General features: G+C 41.4%; 28 protein-coding genes and 1 other RNA gene. 5 read left to right on the top strand and 24 right to left on the bottom strand.

The genetic code is table 11. The annotated features are described in order from the left end of the window. Nucleotides 1-101: 101 nt before the first annotated feature. From QSJ46_RS08360 to QSJ46_RS08320, 9 genes are all read right to left on the bottom strand, one after another. Nucleotides 102-2,039, bottom strand: a complete 1,938-nt coding sequence (locus QSJ46_RS08360) for an ATP-dependent DNA helicase (protein WP_285604551.1) — start codon at nt 2,037-2,039, stop codon at nt 102-104. A gap of 75 nt (nt 2,040-2,114) precedes the next feature. Further along, the gene (locus tag QSJ46_RS08355) at nt 2,115-2,312 is read right to left on the bottom strand and encodes a hypothetical protein (protein ID WP_285604550.1); all 198 of its coding nucleotides are present in this window, start codon (nt 2,310-2,312) and stop codon (nt 2,115-2,117) included. 105 nt (nt 2,313-2,417) lie between these two features. Beyond that, nucleotides 2,418-3,572, bottom strand: coding sequence for a THUMP domain-containing class I SAM-dependent RNA methyltransferase (locus tag QSJ46_RS08350; RefSeq protein ID WP_039179443.1), 1,155 nt, complete (start codon nt 3,570-3,572; stop codon nt 2,418-2,420). A gap of 109 nt (nt 3,573-3,681) precedes the next feature. Next, nucleotides 3,682-4,068: RNase P RNA component class B (gene rnpB, locus QSJ46_RS08345), an RNA gene on the bottom strand. A gap of 60 nt (nt 4,069-4,128) precedes the next feature. After that, nucleotides 4,129-4,434 (bottom strand): cell division regulator GpsB, encoded by a 306-nt coding sequence (gene gpsB, locus QSJ46_RS08340; protein ID WP_012010336.1) that lies wholly within the window; start codon nt 4,432-4,434, stop codon nt 4,129-4,131. 75 nt (nt 4,435-4,509) lie between these two features. After that, nucleotides 4,510-5,052, bottom strand: a complete 543-nt coding sequence (locus tag QSJ46_RS08335; RefSeq protein ID WP_047203245.1) for an SLOG family protein — start codon at nt 5,050-5,052, stop codon at nt 4,510-4,512. 48 nt (nt 5,053-5,100) lie between these two features. Next, complete coding sequence (locus QSJ46_RS08330) at nt 5,101-5,340, bottom strand: CotD family spore coat protein (RefSeq protein ID WP_202738889.1); 240 nt, start codon at nt 5,338-5,340, stop codon at nt 5,101-5,103. Between the two features lie 316 nt (nt 5,341-5,656). Beyond that, nucleotides 5,657-6,904 (bottom strand): ribonuclease H-like domain-containing protein, encoded by a 1,248-nt coding sequence (locus QSJ46_RS08325; RefSeq protein ID WP_285604549.1) that lies wholly within the window; start codon nt 6,902-6,904, stop codon nt 5,657-5,659. 24 nt (nt 6,905-6,928) lie between these two features. After that, on the bottom strand, nt 6,929-9,175 hold the full coding sequence (locus QSJ46_RS08320) for a DEAD/DEAH box helicase (protein WP_285604548.1): 2,247 nt from the start codon (nt 9,173-9,175) through the stop codon (nt 6,929-6,931). Nucleotides 9,176-9,335: 160 nt separating this feature from the next. On the opposite strand from QSJ46_RS08320, the gene QSJ46_RS08315 reads away from it, so the two are divergent. Beyond that, nucleotides 9,336-10,454: an NADH-dependent flavin oxidoreductase gene (locus QSJ46_RS08315; protein WP_285604610.1), complete on the top strand. Its 1,119-nt coding sequence runs from the start codon at nt 9,336-9,338 to the stop codon at nt 10,452-10,454. 53 nt (nt 10,455-10,507) lie between these two features. On the opposite strand, the gene QSJ46_RS08310 is transcribed toward QSJ46_RS08315, so the two are convergent. After that, nucleotides 10,508-11,014: a PTS sugar transporter subunit IIA gene (locus tag QSJ46_RS08310; protein ID WP_039183169.1), complete on the bottom strand. Its 507-nt coding sequence runs from the start codon at nt 11,012-11,014 to the stop codon at nt 10,508-10,510. Nucleotides 11,015-11,183: 169 nt separating this feature from the next. Between QSJ46_RS08310 and QSJ46_RS08305 the strand changes: the two genes are divergently transcribed. Then, nucleotides 11,184-11,603, top strand: a complete 420-nt coding sequence (locus tag QSJ46_RS08305) for an Hsp20/alpha crystallin family protein (protein ID WP_285604547.1) — start codon at nt 11,184-11,186, stop codon at nt 11,601-11,603. Between the two features lie 20 nt (nt 11,604-11,623). Here the strand turns inward: QSJ46_RS08305 and QSJ46_RS08300 are convergent, their stop codons facing one another. The 3 genes from QSJ46_RS08300 to QSJ46_RS08290 all read right to left on the bottom strand — a co-directional run bounded on the left by QSJ46_RS08300 (nt 11,624) and on the right by QSJ46_RS08290 (nt 12,848). Further along, nucleotides 11,624-12,076 carry a YppG family protein gene (locus QSJ46_RS08300; protein WP_107163436.1) on the bottom strand — a complete coding sequence of 151 codons (453 nt, stop codon included), beginning with the start codon at nt 12,074-12,076 and terminating at the stop codon, nt 11,624-11,626. 108 nt (nt 12,077-12,184) lie between these two features. After that, nucleotides 12,185-12,565, bottom strand: a complete 381-nt coding sequence (locus tag QSJ46_RS08295; protein WP_228280239.1) for a YppE family protein — start codon at nt 12,563-12,565, stop codon at nt 12,185-12,187. Between the two features lie 49 nt (nt 12,566-12,614). After that, nucleotides 12,615-12,848: a DUF5446 family protein gene (locus tag QSJ46_RS08290; RefSeq protein WP_224928722.1), complete on the bottom strand. Its 234-nt coding sequence runs from the start codon at nt 12,846-12,848 to the stop codon at nt 12,615-12,617. A 197-nt stretch (nt 12,849-13,045) separates the two neighbouring features. Here QSJ46_RS08290 and sspM point away from each other — a divergent pair, with 197 nt between their 5' ends. Next, nucleotides 13,046-13,150 (top strand): acid-soluble spore protein SspM, encoded by a 105-nt coding sequence (sspM, locus tag QSJ46_RS08285; RefSeq protein WP_039179471.1) that lies wholly within the window; start codon nt 13,046-13,048, stop codon nt 13,148-13,150. A gap of 23 nt (nt 13,151-13,173) precedes the next feature. Here the strand turns inward: sspM and QSJ46_RS08280 are convergent, their stop codons facing one another. Then, nucleotides 13,174-14,130, bottom strand: a complete 957-nt coding sequence (locus QSJ46_RS08280) for a DUF2515 domain-containing protein (RefSeq protein WP_107163434.1) — start codon at nt 14,128-14,130, stop codon at nt 13,174-13,176. A gap of 46 nt (nt 14,131-14,176) precedes the next feature. Between QSJ46_RS08280 and recU the strand changes: the two genes are divergently transcribed. Beyond that, nucleotides 14,177-14,812: a Holliday junction resolvase RecU gene (recU, locus tag QSJ46_RS08275; protein WP_058837936.1), complete on the top strand. Its 636-nt coding sequence runs from the start codon at nt 14,177-14,179 to the stop codon at nt 14,810-14,812. Between the two features lie 19 nt (nt 14,813-14,831). Continuing rightward, entirely contained in the window at nt 14,832-17,540 is a 2,709-nt protein-coding gene (locus tag QSJ46_RS08270; protein ID WP_047203236.1) for a PBP1A family penicillin-binding protein, read from the top strand. Nucleotides 17,541-17,576: 36 nt separating this feature from the next. Here QSJ46_RS08270 and QSJ46_RS08265 read toward each other — a convergent pair whose 3' ends face one another. The 10 genes from QSJ46_RS08265 to panB form a co-directional block, all read right to left on the bottom strand. Further along, the gene (locus QSJ46_RS08265; protein ID WP_285604546.1) at nt 17,577-18,086 is read right to left on the bottom strand and encodes a YpoC family protein; all 510 of its coding nucleotides are present in this window, start codon (nt 18,084-18,086) and stop codon (nt 17,577-17,579) included. After that, nucleotides 18,083-18,745: an endonuclease III gene (gene nth / locus QSJ46_RS08260; protein ID WP_024422776.1), complete on the bottom strand. Its 663-nt coding sequence runs from the start codon at nt 18,743-18,745 to the stop codon at nt 18,083-18,085. The genes QSJ46_RS08265 and nth overlap by 4 nt, the downstream gene beginning before the upstream one ends. A 17-nt stretch (nt 18,746-18,762) precedes the next feature. Then, nucleotides 18,763-19,467, bottom strand: a complete 705-nt coding sequence (locus QSJ46_RS08255; protein ID WP_047203234.1) for a DnaD domain-containing protein — start codon at nt 19,465-19,467, stop codon at nt 18,763-18,765. A 99-nt stretch (nt 19,468-19,566) separates the two neighbouring features. After that, nucleotides 19,567-20,859, bottom strand: coding sequence for an asparagine--tRNA ligase (asnS, locus tag QSJ46_RS08250; RefSeq protein WP_087975939.1), 1,293 nt, complete (start codon nt 20,857-20,859; stop codon nt 19,567-19,569). 115 nt (nt 20,860-20,974) lie between these two features. Beyond that, a complete protein-coding gene (gene tseB, locus QSJ46_RS08245; protein WP_039179489.1) occupies nt 20,975-21,460 on the bottom strand; it encodes a cell wall elongation/penicillin-binding protein regulator TseB in 486 nt (161 codons plus the stop codon). A 12-nt stretch (nt 21,461-21,472) separates the two neighbouring features. Further along, nucleotides 21,473-21,643: a YpmA family protein gene (locus QSJ46_RS08240; protein WP_064497519.1), complete on the bottom strand. Its 171-nt coding sequence runs from the start codon at nt 21,641-21,643 to the stop codon at nt 21,473-21,475. Between the two features lie 132 nt (nt 21,644-21,775). Further along, complete coding sequence (gene dinG, locus QSJ46_RS08235; protein WP_285604545.1) at nt 21,776-24,568, bottom strand: ATP-dependent DNA helicase DinG; 2,793 nt, start codon at nt 24,566-24,568, stop codon at nt 21,776-21,778. A gap of 114 nt (nt 24,569-24,682) precedes the next feature. Continuing rightward, complete coding sequence (gene panD / locus QSJ46_RS08230; RefSeq protein WP_024422780.1) at nt 24,683-25,066, bottom strand: aspartate 1-decarboxylase; 384 nt, start codon at nt 25,064-25,066, stop codon at nt 24,683-24,685. Beyond that, a complete protein-coding gene (gene panC / locus QSJ46_RS08225; protein ID WP_047203232.1) occupies nt 25,059-25,925 on the bottom strand; it encodes a pantoate--beta-alanine ligase in 867 nt (288 codons plus the stop codon). The genes panD and panC overlap by 8 nt, the downstream gene beginning before the upstream one ends. Then, a complete protein-coding gene (panB, locus tag QSJ46_RS08220) occupies nt 25,922-26,761 on the bottom strand; it encodes a 3-methyl-2-oxobutanoate hydroxymethyltransferase (RefSeq protein WP_024422781.1) in 840 nt (279 codons plus the stop codon). Before panB ends, panC begins: the two co-directional genes overlap by 4 nt. Nucleotides 26,762-26,906: the final 145 nt, after the last annotated feature.

Raw genomic sequence — 26,906 nt, 5'->3', positions numbered from 1 at the left:
ATATGTATGTACGTTTCAAGGCTACTTCAATGAATGTTCTTTTGTCAATGAAAAAGGAGGATACACAGCGGTATCCTCCTCATTTACAAGTTTTCAGCTAATTAAGATGTGATGATGGGCTTCACTGGCAGGACGGATTCAATTTTACTTTGAAGCGCCGTATCTTCCTTACGATCAAAATATATATGAATGCTTCCTGCGTCTTGGCTTGTCCGGATCAGTCTTCCGATCCCTTGGCGTAAGCGAAGCAGCATATACGGAAGGTCAACTTCAGCATGTGCATCCTTTGCTTCATTTCTTTTCGCTTCAAATACCGGATCATGCGGCGGATAAGGAAGTCCCCAGATGATCACATTCGTTAATGATTCACCTGGAATATCAAGCCCTTCCCACAGATGAACAGAGCTTAACACAGACGTCTCATCAGCTTGGAACTTTTGAACAATTGTGCTGATTTCCTCGTCCCCCTCAAAATATACGTCAAACGGCAGTGATTCATTTGCTGCTTCCAGCTGTTTTCTAAAGAAATGGAGTTCATCAAATGAAGGGAATAGAATCAGAGATCGCCCTCCATTTTCTTTCAGCTGAGTGATCACTTGCTGTGCTTTTTCCTCTTGCTCAGCGATCTGCTGAATTCCATGGAAATAAATCTTCATTTGTTCATCGTAATCATACGGCGAAGCGACACTCATTGATAAGTAATCTTTAATCCCAAGACTTTCAGCTAAATAATCAAAGGATTGATTCTCAGACAATGTAGCGGAAGAGAAAATATATGGTCTTTTTTGCGAGAAAACTTTTTCGCCAAGTACCTCTGCAACCGTCTTCGGCATCACAACAAATGTCGTATCTAATTCCTGTTTTTCCAGCCAGCTAATGGCATTTTTTTGATAGAGCGATAGAGAATACGCCATTTGTTCAATGTATTCTTCCACAACAGATAATTCGTATTGATCGATCGTATACATTTCAGATTCAAACACGAGCGCTTCTCCGATTTTTTCAAGCAAGTCACACAATTCGCTTGCAGAACGCTTCACCTCATCGACACGCCCAATTTCAAGCCGGTGCGAGCCTTTGACTTCTTTGGCATGTGTTTTTAAGAGATAAAAGAATTCATCGTTTGTTGCAAGTGCATCTTCAACAAGCTCTGCAAATTCTTCGCGTATGTCGTTTTGCAAAAGACGTTCCAAAAATGTTTCGAGCGTTGATTGCTTCACTCGGTACGTTAACGCTTTTTGTGCGGCAAACTCGAGAAGATGTCCTTCATCAAATACGACGGAGCTATGCTCAGGAAGCAGCGGAAGCTGACCCTCACGTTTTCGGGATTCCTTCGTCCACACATGCTCCATGTAAAAATCATGTGAACAGATGATGAGGTCTGTCGCTTTCCGGTAATGATCTCTTGATAAATTCAGACCGCAGCGATGACGCATATCACACGTCAGGCAGTCCTGAAATGAGTCATAGCCAATTCGTGACCATTCATCATTTGATAACTCTGGATACTCTTTTCGATCGCCATACGGATAAAAGGTTTGCATACCTTGTGATTCATGAACAAATGAAGGCAGTGATTCATAAATATCGAGCCACTTTTCATCATCTTCACGCTGCATCGTTTTCTCTAGCTTCTTTAAGCATAAATATTGATCATGCGATTTACTTAATCTCGCATCTATTTGAATATCAAGGTGATTGGCAATTTTATAGATATCACCTTCTTGTTTAACGAGCTGTTCAATTAACGTTTCGTCTGCACATGCAATAATCGCAGGCTTCCCTGTATACCTTGCATATGTGACGGCAAATAATAGATAGACGATGGTTTTGCCTGTGCCTACCCCAGCTTCGGCAAACATCACACTTTTTTCTTTAAAGGCTCTTTCTAGCTGAAAAGCCATGAATATTTGTTCATCTCGAAGATCAAAGCCCTTTTCTGGCAAAATGTCATAAAACACATCACCAATCCAGTTGCCCAGTTCTTCGTAAAAATTGTGTTCTTTTGATAATGAAAAAGGCAAACGAGATGCTGTCACCTGCTTCAACCCCCAACTTTTGAATCATTCAGACATTCAATAGTACCATTTACGCTGGGGAAAAACAATCTTTTTTTATGACCGCAGGCGATGTTGATAGCTTTCCTTCATTAAATATGCATGCTCAGAACGTTCTATGTATGCCTGAGCCAGTGCCAAATCTTCGATGGCTGCCGTTAGCTGAGCAGATTGTCCACCTTCATGCCCTTCTATTTCTTGAGCAGTCGAAGTGAGTGCTTTTTGGATTAACTGAATTTGATCATAATGAATCATAAAGACACCTCTTTTTTTAAAATCAAGTTCAGTTTATTCCTTCTCGCTTAGAGTTATACCTTTTCAGCACAAAAAAGCCGCACCTTCTTTCGGTGCGGCCATTTATTACGATTCGGTTGTTTGTTTTCTAGGCGGGCGTTTTCCCCAATATTGATAATAGTCTGTTTTGATAAAACCGTTAAACAGCTTTCTCTTTTTCGTCGCTTTTCTTCCGAAGCATTCTTCGAATTTTTCGTGTGACGTTAAGATGTAAATGGACCAGGTATCTAGGTTCTTAAATGCTTCACCCATTCCTTGATACATTTTTTCAACTGCTGGTTTATCACTCAGTCGTTCACCGTAAGGAGGATTTCCGACAATCACACCATACTCTTCTTTTGTTTGAAAGTCTTTTACTTGCATTTGTTTAAACTCAATCAGTTCACTTAGTCCTGCTTCTTCTGCATTCATTTTTGCAATGTCTACCATACGATGGTCGATATCACTTGCAATAATGCGGAGCGGCTGGTCATAGTTTGCTTTTTCTTCTACTTCTACACGCGCTTTGTTCCATACGTCTTCACCGATCCATTCCCATGATTCAGACGCAAAATCCCGGTTGAATCCCGGGGCAATGTTTTGTCCTATCATCGCTGCTTCAATGGCGATTGTTCCTGATCCACAGAAAGGATCAACAAACGGACGGTCAGGTGTCCAGTTCGTTAATAGGACGAGCGCAGCTGCAAGCGTTTCTTTAATAGGTGCTCCGCCTTGATCCATGCGGTATCCACGTTTATGAAGACCTACACCAGATGTATCAAGAGTAAGCACAGCTTTATCTTTTAAAAGAGCGATCTCGATTTTATATTCAGGTCCCGTCTCTTCAAGCCATTCAGACTGAATGTTGTAGGAGGATTTCAGCTTTTGCGCGATGGCTTTTTTGACGATGCGCTGGCAGTCCGGCACACTGGCAAGCTGAGATTTCACAGATTTCCCGATGACAGGAAACGTACTATTTTTCGGTAAAAAAGCGGCCCAGTCAATCGCTTTCGTCCGTTCAAAAAGCTCATCAAATGTTTTTGCCGAAAATTCAGCAACTTGTACCTTGATCCGGTCTGCTGTACGCAGCCAAAGGTTTGCACGGCAAATCGCAAGAGCATCCCCCTTGAAAATTACTTTTCCATTGTCGACTGTGCACTCATAGCCAAGGTCTCTTACTTCTTTTGCAACAATTGCTTCAATCCCCATTGGAGCTGTTGCGATGAGTGTATAGGTTTTCATTGATTTATCACCTGTTTTCTCGTCCTTTTATGTATTCAAGATAAAAGCTCTCCATATGTTGAAATAGGAGAGCTTTGTTTTCATCATGTTTATTATAACGGATATAACGTTCTGTAAGCCATGTTTTGTTCCATCGTACTGCAAACGGCAAATGCCTCGTACTCAGGTGGTAATCATCTATCTACAGAATTCTCTGTCCTTCTCTCCGTTTGGTTCCTTTGAGAAAGTTCCCCTACCAAGTTTGGGTTTCTCGCTCGAGGGGTTTACCGCGTTCCACTCTCACCATTTCTAGTGAGACTTCGTCACTGTGGCACTTTCAAGGATACTTTGCCATATCCTAAAAAGGACGTAGGCATTTTTCCTGCCGTCAGCCTTTCCCAGGCTGCCCTGGCTTATTTTTTCGCCAGGCACGAACACTACGGGCATCTCAGCACCGTGCGAGCATGGACTTTCCTCTGCAATGCCCTAAATAGCATTACAGCGATTACCCGAACGTTAATCAATAAGCGTTATTATAAACGACAATGACATCTGACACAAGCTTTTTCAGCAAGACTCAATCATAAAGTTTGCTGCCAAAAACGTGTTTCTCAAGGTTCGATAGTCTTTTTAAAATATCAAAGTTTGTTGTATTAGACTGTGCAGGCTGTCTTTTCCCCTGTTCAACAGCTTCTTCAAGCTGTTTTGACAAGTGGAGGTTTTCTTGTTGAAGTTTTTCGATTTCTTGGTTGAAGGTCTCATAGTCTTTAATGACCATATCTAAAAATTTATCGACTTCTTCTTGTTTGTACCCTCTGACACCTGTTTTAAATTCTTTTTCTAAAATTTCTTTCGCAGAAAGCTTTACTTTATCAGCAAGCATCTTTTTCACCTCATATCGTGAATTCATAGTATATTTTTTCAGAAATACGTGACGTTGTCAAATTTTCTCTTGCTTTTAATCAAAAAACGGATCTTCCGCCTCAACCTGTGCTCTTAGATCATCCATTGTGATGTACATAATGGGGTAATCGGTATAGGCTTCTGCTTCTCTAATCATATACTTCGGCGATCCCTCATGCTCGGGATCATATAAGACGAGAAGACCATCTGTTTTTTCAATAAAAAAGCGGTTCTTTTGTTTAAATTGTGCCGGACTTTCATACGGTCTATGCGTGACACTTTCTACAAAATCGGCCTGTGAAAGAATTCCTTCGTACAATTCTTTGTTTTGCTCATTCCAGCGCTCTTCCTGTTCATAAAATGGCGTAATGACTGCAAGTTTTAACGCTGGATATTCCTCCTGAAGCTCAAACACCACTTCGGCTGTCCAGATTTCTGCCCCAAGCTGGCCTGATATGAGCACCCATTCCAGACCTTCTTCGATAAGGGCTGTCAGCCTTTTTTGAAGCTCCGCTTTTATGTATTGAAGTGCAGGCTCGTCTTGCTTGAATATCCCAAGCTCAAACGGCTTGTACCCTGTGACAGCAATAATTTTCATTTCTTCACCTGCTTTTAAAAAATGGGACTTATAAAAGTCCCATTCACTTTATCTGTTACAGCAAGGTCCACCGCAGTTAAAGTGTTGATGTGTTGCCGGGTCCACCTGAGAAAACGTATGCGGGAAGTAGTGAACATGTTTGAAATTATGGTGGTGAACATTTGTCACATGCTGCGGGTGGATATGCGGCACAATTGTTGTTGACTCGCTGTGTGTACAGCAATGATTCGTCGGATGAACAATTGGCTGTGTAACATTCGGATGGCAATGATGATGATGATGGTACATGTAGCATTCCCCTCTCCTTTATTTTCTTACATTAACAATGTATGAATCAAGAGGTGTACATGTACTAATGCATTAACCTATTTTAAAAGTTGGCAAGAAAAATATCTTTATAGTTTGAAAACACAAAAGCGACCAAAATGACCACAAGAAAAAACAAGTAGAAAAGACCCTTATACATGCTATACGCTCCTCATTCAATATCTAACGTTATTTTACAGGATTCGCGGCCTTTCTACAATAAAAGTGCTAAACATTTTTTATTTTCGGCCGAGAGCCGAACGTTGTCATTTTTTGCGCTTTCCCGGGTAATAATATTTCATTGCCAAGCTTTTCTCAATAGCCGTTTTTTTCGTTTCTCAAGCTCTTCCGTGTCTCGTTCGCTTAACGATGAGAAAGATAATAAAGATTCCGTGATGGAAAGAGCTGACCTTGCATCTTTTTGGCGATGCTCTTTACACTTCGCAAGCTCTATACCCGCTTTTAATGCTAAAAGGACATCACTTGATTCAAATAATGTTTCCCAAATTCGAACTGCTTCATCCCACTCGTTTAGCCGTTTATATTGTAAGGAGAGATCATAAGCCGCCTGATTGGCATGTTCAAAATCAGCACCTGTTAATTCCCGCAAATGCTTCGTAGCTTCCTGTACATCTCGATGCGCAAGATGCCACCTAGCCAACGCGTATTTCTCATCGTGCTCCTTTACCGCATCCATAGATAGAATTTTTTTGGATAGATGGATGTAGAGGCTGATTAACGAAAGGACGTCTAATTCATTATGAGTCAAAATCCCTTCGATGAGCTTCGGATTTTGTTCCTTTAAAAAATGAAAATAGATCATCGGTGCCAAAAAACCTGGTGTGTCGCCTTCCCGGTGAACGTGCAGCTCTTCTTTTTCAACCACAGACAGCGCCATTCGTTCATATTTATGCTTCCACAATCGTCTTGACCCATGCAGAAGATCAAAGTGGCCAAACTCTGGAAGCGCAGGGATTTGATCTCGCAACAAAGTATGTCTCGTTTTCACTTGCGGCCAATCAAATGATTTTCCATTATATGTAACGAGCGATTCTACGTTCACTTCATCAAGAAAGCTTTTATAAAGAGCCGCTTCATTTCCCGGATTTGTGAGCAGGTGCTGTTTCACCACTACTTTGTCAGCAAAAACCCGCGCATGTCCAAGCAAGAAGATCATATTTCCCGTCCCGCCAGATAATCCAGTTGTTTCTGTATCAAAGAAAAACAGTTCATGCGGTTTGTAACCTTTAGCCGATAGTGAATGCTGGATGCCGCTTTTGTTCCATGCCTCGATGATCTTTGACAGTTCCGCAAACGAATAGAGTCCATGCTTGTCATCTAATGAATAGGTGACTTCTCGAATGAGACAAAAGGAATCCTCAAAGTGATATGGAGCTGCACCCAGTTGCTCCCATTCCTTTAAAAAAGGGATGTTATCAGCCGTCACAGGCTGGGGCTTTCCTTCCACTGCTTTTTGCCGTTTTTCGTTTGGCTGGTTGTGCGATAAGTGCTTCTTCATTCTATTTAATTTCCCTTTTAATGACATGAGTAGCTCTCTTCCTCCTTCCCCTTAAAATACAGACATCAATTCAACAATGCTGCTTTTTCCGCTCACCTCTTTCATTTCCATGCCAATGCAGGATGGACAGCCATTCTCACAGCGGCACCGCTCTATCAGCTGAATGGCTGCACCTGCTATTTCATCGAAACGAGCTTGGACCTCTTTGCTTAAGCCAATTCCGCCAGGGTAGTGGTCATATAAAAAGACTGTCGGTTTACCGGTATGTGCCGCTTTAATTTGTGAAACAACATGAATATCTGAACGGTCACACATCACAAAGGCTGGTACAATGTGCTGAAGAACATTTGCGATGCCGAGCAGCAGCTGTTCAAGTGTTTTCTCTTCAAATCTCCGCTCTGCTTCATGTAATTCAAACCAGGCCGCACTCGTATGAATTTCTTCTTCCGGTAAGTGAATCGGACCAGAGCCGATATTTTCACCAGTGCTGAGCCGAATTTTTTTAAAAATTGTTGGCATTGCGTTGACAGTGACATCACCGTAGTGAACAGATACCGCTTCTTTCTCTGTTGTCTGATCGATTTCAAGCACCTTGAGCTGAACAGCTAAATTAGCATCTGTATAGTATTCTACATCCACTTGTTTCACATAAGCCTTCAGATGCTCGTAATCTAGCTTTTCTACTTGATACTGAACCCCTTCATGTAAATAAATCGCTTCATCATGCAGTAATGTCATCGCACTGAATCGATCCATCTCTCCAATAATTCGGACATTCGCTACATCTGATTGATCCACAATCACTACATTTTCCTGGCTTGCAGACCGCAGGCTGATGCCATGCGCTGGGAACGATTGATCTGACCAATAATACCGGTTCCCGCTAAAATGAAGAACTCCTTCTTCGTGTAAGTATTGCAAAATATCTTCTACTTCCATGTCGCCAAACTGTTCATCCGTCCGAAATGGCAGCTCGTAGGAAGCACATTTTAGATGATCCACTAAAATAATGAGATTTTCAGGATTGATTCTGGCCGCTTCAGGCGGTCTATTAAAGAAATATTCAGGGTGTCTGACAATATATTGATCAAGGGGTGAGGAGCTTGCCACCATGATAATAAGCGCCTCCTCATGACGCCTTCCAGCACGTCCTGCCTGCTGCCATGTACTCGCTACACTGCCAGGATACCCCGTCATAATGCATACCTTTAACTGACCTATATCTACCCCTAATTCTAGGGCGCTCGTACTGACGACACCTAAAATGTCTCCTTCTCTTAACCCTTTTTCAATCACGCGCCGCTCTTTTGGCAAATAGCCTCCACGATACCCGCGAATCGATTTTGGACCGATTTCCTTTTTCACAAGCTCTTGAATGTGACTTAAAATCACTTCTACTCGTACTCTGCTTCTAGCAAAAACGATCGTTTGAATTTTTTCTTTTAAAAATGTTTTAGCCAATTGGTTGACGACAGTGGCAGCGCTTTGTCTAATATTTAATGGTTTATTCACCACTGGCGGGTTATAAAACACAAAATTCTTTTTACCGCTAGGCGCTCCGTTTCGTTCAATAAGATGCACTTTGCTCCCTGTGAGCTGCTGCGCCAGCTCTTTTGGATTCGCAATCGTTGCTGAAGTGCAAATAAACACCGGATCACTTCCGTAAAATGCGCAGATTCGCTTTAGCCTGCGAATCACATTGGCCACATGACTGCCAAACACACCTCGATATGTATGAAGCTCATCAATGACAATATACTTCAAATTCTCAAACAAGCTGACCCATTTCGTATGATGAGGCAAAATGGCTGAATGCAGCATATCTGGGTTTGTGATGACAATATGTCCTGCTTGTCTCACTCGCTGCCGAATGGCTGGTGAGGTGTCACCGTCATATGTATCACTATGAATCGGAACATCCATCTCGTGGATGATCTCGTTAAGTTCACTCTTTTGATCCTGCGCGAGCGCTTTTGTTGGGAATAAATAAAGAGAGCGGTTTGTCTGGTCTTCTGCAATCGACTGAAGAACAGGCAGATTGTAGCAAAGCGTTTTACCTGAAGCTGTTGGTGTAACCGTTACAACATGTTCACCATCCATTACTCGTTCAAAGGCTTCTTTTTGATGAATGTACAGTTCTTTCACGCCTCGTTTTTCAAGCGCCTTTTTTAGCCTGTCATCCACTCTTTCAGGAACGGGAGAGGTCTGTGCAGGCTTTGCTTCAATTTCATGCCAATGCTCTACCTGTTCGTCTTTCTTTAATTCTTCTATCAGTTCGTTCATTGTTTTCTTTTTCATATTGCGTCCACCTCTCATTCTAGTGTACCGAATATTTGTTTGCATGACTAGGCGGCAATTTTTTGATGTTGGGCTTATGAGCAAATACTTTGAACTGTTGTAACAGTATCCATTACACTTCTATAGTGAAATGATTTTATCAAGGAAGAAGATGATCAGAGTGAAAAACGAATTTAAGCCTTTATTTGAACCATTTACGTTTCCTGGAGGCGCCTCTATTGATGGTAGGTTAGTGGTTGCTCCAATGACACACTTTGGTTCTCATGACGATGGCACCATTTCAAAAGACGAAATTGATTTCATTACAGCTAGATCAAGTGAAATGGGTATGGTGATTACAGCATGTGCGAACGTGACTCCAGATGGGAAGGCATTTGAAGGACAGCCTTCTATCGCAAGAGATGAAGATATACCAGGTCTGAAAAAACTGGCTTCAGCAATCCAGGCAAAAGGAACAAAAGCCATTATCCAAATTCATCACGGCGGCTCACAGGCTCTCCCTCATTTAGTTCCAAACGGTGATGTGGTTGCGCCAAGTGATGTGTTCAAAGATGGAAAACAAATTGCACGCGCTTTAAAAGAAGAGGAAATTACTCATATTATCGACTCCTTTAAAGAAGCGGCAAGACGAGCGGTTCAAGCAGGTTTTGACGGCGTGGAAATTCACGGAGCAAACGGTTATTTATTACAGCAATTTTACTCACCTCATAGCAATCAGCGTACAGATCAATGGGGAGGAAATGAAGAAAAACGTCTAGCTTTCCCTATTGCTGTTGTAGATGCAGTCAAAGAGGCCATCAAAGAACATGCGGCTAAACCTTTTATCTTTGGATACCGGTTATCTCCTGAAGAACCTGAAACACCTGGTTTAACAATGACAGAGACGTTTACATTAGTGGATGTTCTCAAAACAAAAAACCTCGATTATTTGCATATCTCTTTAATGGAGATTGGCTCTAAAGCAAGACGAGGTGCAGATTCTAATAAAACACGTATGGAACTGCTAAAAGAACGATGCGGCGATACTCTTCCGCTTATTGGAGTAGGCAGCGTCATTACAGCTGAAGATGCTCTCCATGCTTACAATCAAGGGATTCCTCTGATTGCTGTCGCACGAGAGCTGATCGTCGACCCAGATTGGGCTAAAAAGATTAAAGAAGGCAGAGAACAGAAGATTGAAACCGTCATTAAACGTAGCCAAAAAGACAAGTATCTCATTCCAGAAGGATTGTGGTCTGTCATGGAAGCGAGTCAAGGCTGGGTTCCAATGGAGGATTAATATCCTCAATAAAAAAACTACCCTATTAACGGGTAGTTTTTTCTATTCATGAATTATTTCATTTTCACTGTAAAGAGCTTGGACATCTGCTTTTCTACAGAGCCTTTTGGTTCTTTATCAAGTCGTTCGACTAGGTCACCATTCATAATCACAATCGGTGTCACTGTACTTGATGCTTTCTCTTCAATCAGTTCTAAATCACACGTAATGAGAGGGTCACCGATTTTCACTTTATCCCCTTCTTTAATGTGCGCTTCAAATCCTTCACCATTTAAACCAACTGTTTCAAGTCCGATATGAATCAGAAGCTCAAGCCCCGAGAGTGTTCGAATGCCAATTGCATGTTTTGTATGGAAGAGCTGAATGATTTCACCCTCTACTGGTGACACAATCGTCCCACTTTTTGGTTTTACTGCTACGCCGTCTCCCATCATCTTTTGAGAAAAGACGGGATCTGGTACATCAGTCATATCCATTAACTCTCCATCAACTGGAGAATAAATGACTTCTTCCTTTACATCATCTTGGTTTTTTCCGAAACCGAATAATTTTTTCAGCAATGTCAATTTGCTCCCTTCAAGCTTTGCTTCCTAAATCTATTTAGTGTAAGAAACTTTACGCCTATACACCTTGCTTCATTCAACACTATTTAATCATAATTTTTTCCTCTCATCAATTGATAACCGCCTGAGCCCTTTCTGCATAGGCTGTAGATGAGAGGTGATTCAAATGAAACAAGATGGCGAAAACAAACATGAATTGCTGGCAAATGAAGATATGCTATATGAAGCGATTGAACAATTTTTTGCATCCTCCCCGTTTCACGAGATATTAAATAGTGCGGAGGCACTCATGACCACATCGCAATCACTTGCATCAATTACGACTGATGTGACAGAGGATGAACAGAATGTCTATATCGAGATTCAATTTCCAGACCATTTTGTCGAAGGTGACATTGCGTTAGAAGTAAAATCCCAATATTTACACTTATCAGTGCAGGAAAAAATCAAAACGGATACGACTTCCTCGTATTCAAGCTTTACCAAAACCATTTTAATGCCGGCAAAAATAGATGAAACGAAAATGCAAAGTGTGTGGAAAGATCAATCGCTTCGTGTATCTGCGCCAAAGCAAACAACCCAATAGATCGATCTATTGGGTTTTAACTATGCTTTAAAAATACTTGTAAATCCTTTCGCCAATGAGCCTACTTGATTCATTGTACTCATCATTTGGCCGGCTGTATCAAACATTTTGTTAAAATCGTATTGCCCATTCGTCTTTTTGAATTGCGACAGCACACTTTTAAACTGAGAAGGCTGCTGTTTTTGCGGTCTTGGCAAAGGATATGGGTTCATAGGCTGCTGCATGAGCATCATGCCTGGCGGCTGCATTTGGGGTGGATTCATCGCTTCTGGCGGCTGCATAAGCGGCACATTTTCTTGGTATCCATAAGGCGGCTGATAAACAGTAGATGGTGCCTGGTTCATTCCACCTTGATATGGCGGCATGAAATAGTCTGGAGGCTGCGGAGGCTGCTGCTGCATCTCTGAATACGGAAAAGGCCTTTGATTGAATTGATTGAATTCATAAGGCTGCTGGTTTGAATAAGGGAACATCTATCTCGCTCCTCTCGCTCTCAACACATATTGATGTCACTCATATATTATGATCAAAAGCAGAAGATGTGCCTAAAGAAGTCATAAGAAAAACGCAGCATTATGTCTTTAGCTGCGCTGTTTGATTTCTTCTATTAAAAGGTTCAGTGTGTAAACCACTGACTCAACTAAATTTTTTACACGGGGTGCATGCTGTTTGCCAAAATAAGATTGCAGGACAACCTCTTTACCATTTTCTTTTACGGCTTCAAGCTGTTCTTGGTGTAAATATCTAGGTTTGACCTGTTGAACAAAGGAAATAGCTGCGGTGAGCCACTCTTCCATTTTCTGATCAAATGTATCAACGGCTGGCTGAATATCCGTATAAAAATCATACGATGGGTACTCCTCTTCAGCCTTTCCCTTTTGGTACTGCTCATACGCTTTTTCGATCCATATTCTCAAGTTTTGTGTATGTTCAAGTAATGTTTGATTATCCAAAGTGTTCACCTCTATGAACCATCCTATCAAACGTTTACCTATTGCTCAAATAGAAAAGCTATCCGGCGTGATATGCCGGTCTTGCCGCCAGTTTATACTCGGCTGCATGAAGCTTCACTTCACAGTCCTTTACTTCTGATTCAAGGCGGTCAATTATTTGTTCTTGCTCTTCTATCGCTGCACGTTTTGTCTGATTCACAGCAAGAGACAGCTCCGCTTCCACCGCATCAATTTTTCGCTCGATTTCCTCTAACAACTGCATAATGGATTCTTTTGATACAAATTCGCTCATCATCAGATTCCTCCTTTATCGTCTCTCGTTACATTCTCTTTTCTTTCTCACCCTCCTTCACACATGACAAAACTAGAAGCAAATCGCCAATCTAAGTGTAGATAAGCGCTATTTCTTCCTTTTCGACAGATGCTTGTCCTTCTTTGTATGATTGCGTCCGATTGTGTAAATTCTAAGGACAAAAGGAGGTAGATTTCATGAAAAAGAAGCCAGCACCAAAAGAGCAAAATCCAAAAGGGAAAGAAAACAGTACAGATCAGCTTGATAAAAAGCTCGGCGGTCCTAATCGTCCATCTACGTAAAAAAAGCAGGCACCCCCTGCTTTTTATTTATGCAAAAAATAGTGCTCTAATGAGAAAAGAAAACGAAGCTGTCTTTTTTTATGAAAATACCAGTCCGTTAGCTCAATCTGCTTTGGCAGCGCCTCTGCCTCAAATAAAGATGGACTCAATTTCTTTTGAAACCAATCTTCCCTTTGATCGTCTAATGAATGTGTCATCACCGGATAAACCGTCCGAAGAAAAGGTGTTGACCTTCTAGCGATCCCTAAAAACGGCTCAAAATCAAACCGAGACCCAGTATGCGGAACGGTATGCAAAAAATGATAAAAATCCGAAAACAAATCGGCTCGAAATAATAGTTTCGCTAGTTTTTTACCTAATGTAATGCGTTCCTTTACATTGGAAAACTTCCGTATGGTTAAGCCGTACAAATGCCCGTCCACCGTTGGAAAAACAACGGTTTGGAAATGTCCCCACTCGCTGAAAAGATATTGAATCGAGTGAAAAACATTCTTTTTCAGAAGAGGATTTTGTATAATAGGAGATTGTATAGTATATTGTTCATTTATGATGAGTGCATAAAGCAGACGCTCTGTGTCATGCTTTAGCCAAAAATGTTTCCACTCAGCGCTCATAAAACGAGACACGGAGAAATAAGGCAGCAGATGAAACAAAGGTTGACTGCATCTCTTAGACCATTCATACAAAAGAAGCTGAGGATAAGCATCCGAAAAGATCAGCCAATTCGCTCTTTCATATGCTGTGAAAAAAAGATGCCCCTGCTGATCCGTTAAACCTGGATGGAAGAGTTCGCCCTTTAAATCTGTCATGGACCACCCTGCATTTCTCGAGACAAAGGAAGCGAGCAGCGACCATTTCATCTCTGGATGCCGGTCATAAAACCGCTTGTAAGCATTTGTCCTCGTCAGGTTGTCTTTATTTTTTGCTTTCGTTTCACGCAAAATTTGCTGAGTGATGATGTGCTCTTCTTGGGACAACATGGTGATCTCTCCAATACAAAATGCATTAAAAGGAGGCTGAAACTTGATGATTCGGTATCCAAACGGAAAATCGTATCAGCCCATTCAACAAATTGGGACAAAAAAAAGAATCAGCGGCGAATCCTCTTATAGTAACCGCGGGATGACGCTTGAGGCTGATTTAAATGAAACGAACCAATACTATTTGGTCAACGGGATCGCAGTCATTCATAAAAAGCCTACCCCAGTTCAAATTGTGAATGTGGATTATCCAAAAAGAAGTGCTGCTGTCATTAAAGAAGCCTATTTTAAACAATCCTCCACAACAGACTATAACGGGGTGTACAAAGGCCGCTATATCGATTTTGAAGCAAAGGAAACCAAAAGCACTACCTCGTTTCCGCTCAAAAATTTCCACGACCATCAAATTGAGCATATGAAACAGGTTGAAAAGCAAGGCGGCATTTGTTTCGTTATTATATCCGCTTTTGGCTCCGTTTATTATTTGCCCGCTTCAGATCTCTTTTTCTTCTGGGAGCGGCAGAAGCAAAACGGCCGTAAATCCATTAGCAAAGACGAATTAATGGAAGCTGGCCACATAATGACACTTGGATATTCGCCAAGAATTGATTATATTAAAGTAGTGGAGACACTTCATTTTTCGGATGAAAGCAAGCAGCAATTACGTTCGAAAAAGGTTTAACACGAAAGGTTGAGATGTGATGTCTGATCAATTTACAAGTCGTGAGCAGCGACGTAAAGCAAGTCAAGAAAACAATAAGAAGCAAAAGAACAAAAAAGGCAAAAAGAAAGCAGGTCTATTTAAAAAAATATTTTTATCTTTACTCGTGATCGGTCTACTTTGTTTAGTTGCCGGAATCACAACTTTTGCCGTTTTTGCATCAAGCGCTCCTTCTATTGATGATAGTAAGCTTAAAACACCATACTCTTCAAAACTTTATGATAAAGACAAGAAAGTGTTTGCAGAAGTTGGTGCAGAAAAAAGAACGTATGTCTCGATAAAAGATATACCCGATGTGGTAAAAGACGCTTTTATTGCGACTGAAGATGCACGTTTTTATAAGCACCACGGGATTGACCCAATCCGTATTGGCGGTGCCCTTGTCGCAAACGTTGAGGACGGCTTTGGCGCTGAAGGCGGAAGTACAATTACACAGCAGGTTGTGAAAAACTCCCTCCTGAGCAATCAAAAGACGTTAAAACGGAAAGTACAGGAAGTATGGCTCTCGATTCAGCTTGAGCAAAAATACTCTAAAGATGAAATTTTAGAAATGTATTTAAACCGTATTTTCTTCTCCCCTTATGCTTATGGTGTGGGGAAAGCAGCTGAACAATTTTTCGGAGTCACAGATTTAAATAAACTAACCGTTGCACAAGCTGCCACTCTTGCAGGTATGCCGCAGAGTCCTTCTGCCTATAACCCAGTGAAACACCCAGAGGCAGCGGAAAAACGCCGTAATATCGTTTTAAGCCTTATGAAAAAACAAGGCTATATTTCTGAAAAAGATTATGACGTTGCAAAAGCAACCCCTGTCAACAAGACAGTTGTTTCAGCTAGTAAATATAAGAGCCAAAACTCTAGTAAGTACTCTGCCTACATTGAAGAAGTGATGGAAGAAGTACAGAAAAAAGCTAAAGTGGATGCATCAACTGATGGATTAAAAATCTATACATCACTTGATCGAAAAGCACAGGATCACCTAGATGATATCATCAATGGAGATTCAGTTGGATTTACGAAAGGTATGCAGGCGGGCGTTACCCTGCTTGATACGAAAAATGGTGAAATACGCGCCATTGGCGGTGGACGTGATGTACCAGCCGGCGGCTTTAACTATGCGACAGATGCAAAACGCCAGCCAGGGTCCACAATTAAACCGATCTTAGATTACGGCCCAGTCATTGAAAACAAAAAATGGTCAACATATCAGCAAATTGATGATGCACCATATACGTACTCAAACGGGACGCCGATTAATAACTTTGACAGAAGACATTTAGGGAAAATGTCGATGAGAAGTGCTTTGGCACAATCACGTAACATTCCTGCCCTAAAAGCTTTCCAAGAAGCTGGCATGGACAATGCCGTTCAATTCGCTAATAACTTAGGTATGGATTTACCTTCTGACATTCCAGAGTCCTACTCAATCGGTGGATTTGACGATGGTGTCTCCTCTCTGAAGATGGCTGGAGCATTTAGTGCATTCGGTAATAACGGATACTATAACGAACCGCACGCTGTCACATCTGTTGAATTTAATGACGGGACAAAGCTTGACCTTACGCCGGACTCGAAAGCAGCGATGAGTGATTACACAGCATTTATGATCACAGACATGCTGAAAACTGCTGTTCAATCTGGAACTGGTACACTTGCACAAGTACCGAACGTTCAAGTAGCTGGTAAAACCGGTACAACGAACTTTACACAAGATGATATTAATAAATACAATATCCCTTCTGGCGGTGCGAAAGATTCGTGGTTTGTCGGTTATACGCCGCAATATACAGCAGCCGTTTGGACTGGAATCGGTAATTCAAAAGATGCAGACGGTAAAATGTGGCTGACTGATTACGAGCAGCGTGTTGCCAAAATCGTCTTCCAGCGATTAATTTCTCAAATTGATGATGGAAGCGGCTCATTTGAAAAACCAGACAGTGTCGTCGAAGCTACGGTTGAAAAAGGTTCAGATCCAGCAAAATTAGCCGGACCGAATACACCAAGTGACAAGAAGACAACAGAATACTTTGTTAAAGGAACAGTTCCAACCAAAGTGTCTGACACATATGAGAAAAAAGAAGCCGATAAGCCTTCTGACTTAAAAGCGGTGTATGATGAAGAGAAAAAATCCATTACACTGACTTGGGGCTATTCTGACGACGCTGATGCTACATTTAATGTCAAGCAAGCGGTTGATAATGGCGGCTATAAAGAGATTCAAAACAGCTCTGCTAAAGAAGCGGTCATCTCTGATGTGAAGCCTGGCTCCACATATAAATTCCAAGTGACAGCCACTGTAGAGGATGTCACAAGTAAAGCGGCTTCTACCTTCCTCACCATTAAGGATGACGCTGATGAAGAAGAAAAAGCGGATGATGAGAATAAAGAAGAAGAAGAACCGCAGCAGCCTGACGACGAGCAGACAGACCAAACAGACGATAACAAAAATCAGCCACCTGGCACTGATGAGCAAAAGCCTGATGACAAAAAAGATCAAGATAAGGATAAAGACCAAGGCGGAAATACCGAAAACGGAAATAATGGTTCTTCAGATGATGGCTCAGACAGTACAAATGGGAACAGCAACTCACAAACTGATCATAAAGATAAAAAGAAAGATGATGCGAAAGCCAACTCTCAAAGTTCCAATTCGCCATCAAATTCTACTTCTCGTAAAGAAGATGAATAATGAAAAAGCACTTGCCTCCTTGGCAAGTGCTTTTTTTTAACGCTGCTGTCTGATTTTCTTAAGTGCTTCATATTTTCCATACTGCTTTTTTAATTCCGTGTATAGCTCGTCCAATTGAATAAAGCAGTGATATTGAGTAGGTTTTAACAAAATGAACTCTAAACGTTCCGTCCAATTAATCGGTGCAACAGGAAATGTCTCTTGCTTGATAAGTTCCCATTCAAACGTTTGGACACTCTCCCCTTTGATCCAGTAAAACATCGCGATCATACCGATGATTCCTTGCAGCATATCATCTTCTTCACAGCGGGATTTCCTTGTTTGGAAACGTGGGAGCATTTTTTCTTTTAATTCGTTCCACAGTTCGAACATGACAGGAACAAATTCTTCTGTTCCCTGCCATGGAAGCTCGTCTGTTAAAGGTTCCGAAGATAGATCATATGCGAGCGGATTGGCTCTCAGTATGTCTACTCGATCACCTTTAATCTCTACCTTTTTCTCTTTTAGCTTTTCGACATATGAGGTGAAAACAGCTGCCCCGCTCATGCCAGCTTCACCAGTCCTTTTTTCAGCCTCTTCTGCCCTTCCCTGCACATATCAAGAAGCGGACACGATTCGCACTGCGGCCGCTGCGCCTTACAATGATATCTCCCAAAAAAGATCAGGCGGTGATGCGTCACAGACCAATCTTCTTTTGGCACCTTTTTCATCAAGGTTTGTTCTACTTCAAGCACAGAATCCTTCCATCGGCAGATGCCTAGACGCTTGCTGACTCGTTCTACATGTGTATCTACTGCTATTGCCGGTACCCCAAAAGCGACTGAAACGACGACATTTGCTGTTTTCCGGCCAACCCCAGGAAGCTTGACAAGCTCATCCCGGTCCTTTGGTACTTCACCGCCATATTCTTCAATCAGCATTTTGCTCAACTTTTGAATGTTTTTAGCCTTATTTCGATAAAGACCAATCGAGCGAATATCTTGCTGCAGTTCTTCAAGCGGTACACTTAAATAGTCTTCTGGTGTTTTATATTTTTGAAATAACGTTTTGGTGACTTTATTTACAAGCACGTCTGTACACTGAGCAGAGAGCGCAACAGCAATCACAAGCTCAAATGGATTGGCATGAACAAGCTCACACTCAGCCTCTGGAAACATGTCTCCTATAATATCTAAACACTCATTGATTTGTTTTTTTGATAACATGCCTTCTCCTTTATTGGTTATTGTTCCAGCCAATTATAAAAAGGAACTTGTCGTTTATAAGTGGACGTCTCTTCTTTTGAAGGTGGCGTTTTCTGCTGAGAACGGAAATGCTGGCTATGCTCTTTTGCTTCTTCCGCTGTTTTCAGCCCTTTCTTTTTCCACTCAAATAAAATTCGATCAATATAACGGAAATTTAATTTCCCTGATAAAACGGCTTCTCTTAGCGCTAGCCGAATCATTTCAGCATCATGATGGTCTTGATCCATCCAGATCGAAAGTGTTTCTCCTTCAAGAGGAGACAGCGGTCTGCCGAATTCATCTTCAAATAAAGCATATAAAGATTTTTCTGCCTGCACATGTTGTTTTTGAGCTTCTTTCGCCTGTTTTGTTTCTAAAAAGTCAAACAGCACGCCCCATAAAGGTTCTACTGAGTAACGGTCATGCTGAATACCAGACCTGTCTTCAAATGGCTGAATTGAGATAAATCCTTTTTGAATCAGATGCTGCACCATATACGCGCACTCTTCCGCTGATATGGTCATTCCATGAGAAAGCTCTTCAAATGTTTGAAAGAAAACACCTTGTTCTTCATTCATTTTAATCTTGAGCATGACCATCATCTGTGATTCATTCAGTCCTAACTGCTCATAATGAGCAATCAGCAAATTAGGCAAACTTGTCGCCCCCATTTGCTGCATATTAATAAATTGCTGCCTATTCATCGGATACACCTCTTCATTTTAAGTATATCACGTTTTATTTCACGTGCCTCCCTAAAAAGACGTTTGAAAAAGCCTCCATTTGTTGGAGGCTTTCACGTCTTAAGGGTATAAACGGTTTAATAATCTTGGGAAAGGAATGGTTTCACGCACATGCGGCGCTCCACTAATCCAAGCAACTGTACGTTCAAGTCCAAGACCAAAACCTGAATGCGGTACAGAACCGTATTGTCTTAATTCTGTATACCATTTGTAAGTTTCCTGATCAAGCCCATGTTCTTTCAATCTTGCTTCAAGAAGCTCTAAATCATGAACACGCTCAGAACCGCCAATAATCTCTCCGTAGCCTTCTGGTGCAATCAAGTCTGCACAAAGGACAACATCTTCACGATCTGGTGCTGGCTGCATATAGAACGGTTTTAATGATGTTGGGTAATGAGTGATAAACACTGGTTTATCATAGCTTTCGGCAATCGCTGTTTCGTGAGGCGCTCCGAAATCATCTCCCCATTCGATATCATCAAAGCCTTTTTCCTGCAAGAATTTAATCGCTTCATCGTAAGTGATGCGCGGGAATGGTGCTTTGATGTTTTCTAATTTCGCTGTATCACGACCTAGTGTATGCAACTCCACTTTACAGTTTTCAAGTACACTTTGAACAACATGAGACACATAATTTTCTTGATACTCAAGGTTTTCATTGAATTCGACAAAAGCCATCTCAGGCTCGATCATCCAAAACTCAATTAAATGACGTTTTGTTTTAGATTTTTCTGCTCTAAATGTTGGGCCAAATGAGAATACTTTTCCGAGTGCCATTGCTGCAGCTTCCATGTAAAGCTGACCACTTTGAGAAAGGTACGCATCTTCATCAAAATATTTAGTAGCAAACAGTTCCGTTGTGCCCTCAGGTGCACTTCCAGTTAAAATTGGCGGATCTACTTTCACGAAACCTTCTTGATGGAAGTATTCATATGTAGCACGAATAATTTCGTTACGGATTTTCATAATGGCATGCTGTTTTTTAGAACGAAGCCATAAATGACGGTGATCCATTAAGAATTCTGTTCCATGCTCTTTCGGTGTAATTGGGTAATCTGTCGCTTCATGAATCACTTCAATGGATTTCACTTGTAATTCAAAACCTAGTGGTGAACGCTCATCTTTTGTCACTTGACCTGTCACATAGACAGATGTTTCTTGTGTGACTGATTTCGCAAGCTTAAAGACTTCCTCTTCCACTTCTGCTTTTACTACGACTCCTTGAATAAACCCTGTCCCGTCACGCAGCTGCAAAAATGCAATTTTTCCGCTTGAACGTTTATTGGCAATCCATGCGCCGATGGTTACTTCTTGATCGACGTGTTTGAACACTTGATTAATCGTTGTTTTCAACATAATTCCCTCCAAAGCCAGAAAGAAACTCACCTATTTGTCAGGTGTGAATCTTTTTTCATACATTTTATTATAACCGTTCTAAATCAGCATGGTCAACGCAAGACAGGAGAAACTACGGTGTTAAATTTTTTTCCACGCGTCCTGTCGAAAAGTCGACATAGCTGAAGCTATATTGATTGTTCTCATTTAAGTACGTCACTTCCCAAAGGAGTACGTCACCTTCTCTCGCTAATTTGACTTCTTTTAGCTTAGAGACCGTGTTCTCCTTTTGAACGGCTTGTACTGCTTGATTCGAGGTAATGCCTTCTTTTGCTTTTTTTGCGATCACTTTTTCTTTTTTGCTGGCAGGAACCCAAACGTAGGTCGTTTCATTCTGTTTGTTTTTCCCTTCAACAATAAATTGCTTTTCTTTCCCGACAAAGGTTTCCACTTGCTCCACTTGTACGATGTTTGCTTGTTCTTTTGCTCGTTCGATCGCGGCTTCATGCCCTTGTTCTCTTTGTCCCATGGCAATTTGATAAATCCACGTAAAACTGATGATGCCAATGAGCAGAACGAGAGCCACTACAGATGAAATAATCCAGACTATTTTTTTCATGTCAAGCTTCCCCTATGTGCGATATATCGTGAATACCGCTTGATTTTGGTCTTCTTGATCTAATGCTAATCCAAACATGAGATCTTCTCTTTTAAGCGTTCTGTTCAATACATCAACGATTTTGTATAGGTCTTCTGAATGCTTAATTTGAACAGTTGAAAGTACCTCTATTTTACTTTCCACTTCTAATTCCTCCTCGGTACGTAAATATTGTTAGTCATACTTTTCTGCACGGGAACCGATACTATTTTTACAACGGAACACAAAAAACCGTTACGATAAATTAACTCCAAACCCACACCAGCTAAAGGCCGCTTATGACAGCGGCTTTTCGTTGTTAAGGTTTTCTATATACGCCTCAAGTGACTCTTTTGACATCTCGTGAACTGGCGCATGAGGGAGTGATTCTAAAAATAGTTTTCCATATGAAGCGGTTTTCACTCGGCGGTCTAAAATCAGCAATGTGCCAATGTCTTTTTCAGAGCGCAGCAAGCGTCCAGCTCCTTGCTTAAAGGTTAACACAGCTTCTGGCAAAGCGACGGCTTTAAATGGATTCTTCCCTTGTTTTTTAGCTGCATCACATTTTGCTTCAATGAGCGGAGAATCAGGCGGCCGGAACGGAAGACGTGCCATGATGACTGTTGTCAGCTCTGAGCCTGGAAAATCAACACCTTCCCAAAAGCTACCCGTACCAAGCAAAATGGCTTGTTTTGCTAATTTGAACATTTTCGTTAATTTTACAGGGCTTCCGCCTGTCAGACCTTGAGCAAAAAGGGCGGACTGCATCCCTTCTGTTTTTAGCTCATCATAGACTGCTTTTAACATCTCATGTGAATTAAACAAAACCAATATTTTTGCATGCTGCTGCTTTTCCATAATCTTAATATATTGCGCAGCTTGCTTTACATAATCTCGTTCATCACGATTTGTAATCGGCGGCATGTCTGCTGGAACAATGACCTTGAGCTGTTTTTCAAGTTCGAAAGGTGAATCAATTTGCACAAGATGAGGGTAAAAATCTTGCAGGCCAAACCGTTCCAAGCAATAATCAAAGCGGTGATTGATCGTAAGCGTCCCTGATGTAAGGACGACACTCTTTTTGTTCATAAAGAAACGATCAGCCAAAAGCTCCCCAGTATCTAACGGCTGTGCATGCATAAAGACAGCGTTTTTGGCGCCCTTTGCATCAATTTCAATCCAAACCGTTTCATCGTTTTTCGGTTCAAAGATAAACCGGTAAAGCGTACTGCAAAAAGTATGCATAAACGACATGACTTGGTCGTATTCCTCTGCTTCAAAGGCAAAGTGTTCTGTCAGCTGATCACTTTTTTGAAGAAGCTCATTTTTTTGCTGTTCATACAGCTTCTCACAAGCAATTAACAAGGAACAAAGCTTACTTGCCGTTTCTTTAATCCGTTTCCACTGAGCATGCTTTGAATGATGACGTACTCTATGAATGAGACGATTGATGTCGGCTTTTGGTTTTGTCCTTTTCACAAATGAATGAACGGTGCTAAAGAAAGCGTCACTTTCCATTTGAAGCTGATTCAGATACTCATCCATTTCAATAAAAGTGTCCGTCTGTAACCCTGCATGATGAAATCTTTTTTTCAGTTTCTTTAACAGTCCGCCTTGCAAGGAGCCAAGCTGCGTTAATTTCGCATGTAGCTGGATATAAGACGCACTATCCCCTAGTGTTTCATTGGCTGTTTTCTCAAATTGATGGGCTTCGTCTATCACATATACGTCAGCATGCTGAAAGATAGACGATGCCTCTGTTTGTGATAAGAGCAGACGATGATTCGTTAAAATTAAATCAGCTGTTTTTGCCCTTTTTTTGGCGCGCTCATAAAAGCAATACTCTTTAAAACGGCGCTTTTTTGATGTAAACGGCATATGTACACAGGAAATGCGGTCTTTTATATTGGCGGCTCCTGACGGTAAATTCAGTTCAGATAAATCACCTGTTTCCGTTACAAGGAGCCACATTAAAATTTGCGCCTTCGTTAAGACCACATCATAGTTATCATCTTCCTCATGAAGCACATGCTCAAACTTATCTAAACAAATATAATGCGCCCGGCCTTTAAAGACACAGGCAGCAGGCTCAAACGGGAGCAGTTGATTCAACATCGGCACATCGCGCTGAAGCATTTGCTGCTGCAACAGGATGGAATATGTACTAATAATGACAGGTTTTCCTGATTTCCTCGCTTCTAAAGCAGCTGGGATGAGGTAAGCGAGCGTTTTCCCAATACCTGGTGCCGCTTCAATTAATGCATAGGCTCGTTCATGAAACACGTCTCTCACTTTATTCATCATCGTAAGCTGGCCTTCTCTTACCTCATAGCCTTCTACCGTTTGCGGAAGTTTCTTTTTGATCTCCTCAAACAGCTTTTCATCATCTTCACCTACTGAATGTGTCCCCCTACTGATAGGATTGGTGACATCTTTTACAGAAAAAGAGCCGACTTCCACCAAAGAATCTTCCAGGCTGGCATGACTCGTTTCAAGCTGCTTAATTAAGAGTCCTATATCACTTAGAAGATAAGAGGATAATCTGCGCAGCTGCTTCAGCACATTTTGCGGTGTATGTTTTAATTGATTTAATAAAGTTAAAAATAACATGGCAGTAACTTCCGCATCACTATCCGCCCTATGCGGGTGGTCATGTGGAAGCATGAGCTCTTCACTTAATTCAGTGAGCTTATAACCTTCAAGCTCAGGATAAAGAATTCTAGAAATCTCAACTGTATCAATTGCTAGCACATCCAGCTCATTTTTCCCGCATGCTTTTAGTTCATCATTTAAAAAATTCAAATCAAAATGAACATTGTGCGCAACAAAATAAGCACCCTGTATGAGATCATACACCTCTTGGGCAATGTCCTCAAAAAACACTGCATCGTCAACCATGTACTGCTGAATGCCTGTCAGCTGTTCAATAAATCCAGGGATTGCTTTTCCCGGGTTCACATATTTTGAATACCGTTCGACAATTTGTCCATTTTCAATGACCACCGCAGCTACTTGAATGATTTTATCACCTTTTTTAGGTGAATTCCCGGTGGTTTCAATATCAACGACAACAAACCTTTGATCGGTCATAAAATGGACACCTCAATTCCTCGTTTCACCCTGAAGTGAAACACACTCTGGACAAAATAGATGAAACAGAACAGCTTCCCTTCCTGAAACTGTTCTGTTTCTACGGAGCTTGCGTTATAAAATCGTTCTCGCAGGCTCTTGCCCAATCATTTGCTCAATTTGATTTTGTTTATTTAACACGACCACTTTTGGTGTATGTGTCTTTGCTTCTTCTTCTGACAGCATCCCATAAGCGATAATAATGACTTCATCCCCTGGCTGAACCAATCTCGCCGCCGCCCCATTTAGACAAATGACACCGCTCTTTCTTTCGCCAGGAATAATATATGTTTCAAGTCTCGCGCCATTATGATTATTGACAATTTGTACTTTCTCATTTGCCATCATACCTGCCGCATCAAGTAAATCTTCGTCAATTGTAATACTTCCTACATAATGTAAGTTTGCTTCTGTTACCGTCGCTTTATGAAGCTTAGATGTCATAAAGGTTCTATACATGTTTTTCACCGCTTTCAGGTACATGGAAAATCACATTATCAATCAGTCTTGCCCGTGAAAATTTCACCGCAATCGCCATAATGACTTGACCTGCTAACTGCTCAAGCGGCTCAAGTTCTGGATATGAGTAGATCTCAATATAATCAATTTCCCCGCTCGTCTGAACAAGTTCCTCTTCAATCAGCTGATACACACGGCTGACATCACGTTCACCTTTTTCAACAGCTGACCGTCCTTTTTTTAATGCGCGGTATAATGCAGGTGCTTCTTGTCTTTCTTTTTCTGACAAGTATACATTCCTTGAGCTTTTCGCTAAACCGTCTTCTTCTCTGACTGTTGGTACAGATACAAGGTGAAGATCAAAGAAGAAATCCTTGATCATCGCATCAATCACAGCGACTTGCTGTGCATCCTTTAGACCAAAGTAGACATTTGTTGGTAACACAAGATGAAACAGCTTTGTAAGCACAGTGACAACGCCGTCAAAATGTCCTGGACGTTTTTTTCCGCATAACACATCCGTCCGCTTTTGAACCGTCATCGTAATAGATGGTTCATTTTGGTACATTTCTTTCACATCTGGTGTAAATAAAATGTCCACTCCTGCTGCTTGTGCAAGACGCTGGTCTCTTTCCATATCCCTTGGATAGGATTCAAAGTCTTCATTTGGTCCAAATTGCAAAGGATTGACAAAAATACTCATCACGACAATGTCATTTTGTCCTCTTGCCTCCTTCGCAAGCGTCAGATGTCCTTCATGAAGAAAGCCCATCGTCGGAACAAAACCGATGGAATGCTGCTTATCTTGATGCTGCTTGATTAATTCTTTTAGCTCGTGAATATGGGTGACAACGTTCATTTTTTGATTCCCCCATATAAGCCATCAAGGACTTCTTCTTTGATATGAAACGTGTGCATGTCCTCTGGAAATGTGCGTGCTTTTACTTCTTTTGTATATTGAATGAGCGCTTCTTCTAAAACAGTATCAATTTGCGCGTATTGTTTCACAAACTTAGGTGTTCTAGACACCCCGTATCCTACCACATCATGGTAAACAAGAACTTGTCCGTCTGCCTCAGCTCCTGCACCAATTCCGATCACAGGAATCTTCAGCATGTCGGTAATTCGTTTTGTCAGTTCGCCAGGTACGCATTCCAGCACAAGTGCGATTGCACCAGCTTCCTCACATTTCAAGCTGTCTTCAATCAATTTTTGAGCACTTTCGTGGTCTTTTCCTTGCACCTTATACCCGCCAAGTACACCAACAGATTGAGGTGTGAGGCCCAAATGACTGACGACAGGAATGCCGCCTCTTGTTAGAGCTTGAATGGATTCAAATACTCCATCTCCGCCTTCTAGCTTTAAGGCATCGGCACCGCTTTCTTGCATGATGCGTGCTGCATTTTTCATTGTTTCTTCTAACGAATAATGGTAAGACATAAATGGCATATCAGTCACAACAAATGTGTCTTTTGCGCCTCTTTTCACTGCTTTTGTGTGATGGATCATATCATCCATCGTGACTTGAACTGTGGAATCTAATCCAAGTACAACCATCCCAAGTGAATCACCAACTAAAATCATGTCGACTTCCGCTTTTTCCGCTTGCTTTGCAGCTGGATAGTCGTATGCGGTCAGCATCACAATAGGTTCATTTTGTTCTTTCATTTTGAAAAAATCTAGCTTTGTCTTCATTTGTTCCTCCTCATTCTGGAGAGGAGATGGCTTGCCTCACATCACATGCGTTAATTTCTCATGTGCGGCGAATCATCCCTCTGTCCAAGTCCCTTAGGATCAAGGCAGAAATTTATCAAATTTTTCTTCCTAACAGGTACAGTTC

Source organism: Bacillus sp. YKCMOAS1, assembly GCF_030268125.1.
GTDB lineage: Bacteria > Bacillota > Bacilli > Bacillales > Bacillaceae > Bacillus > Bacillus safensis.
This window is presented reverse-complemented; position numbering and strand designations above follow the sequence as displayed.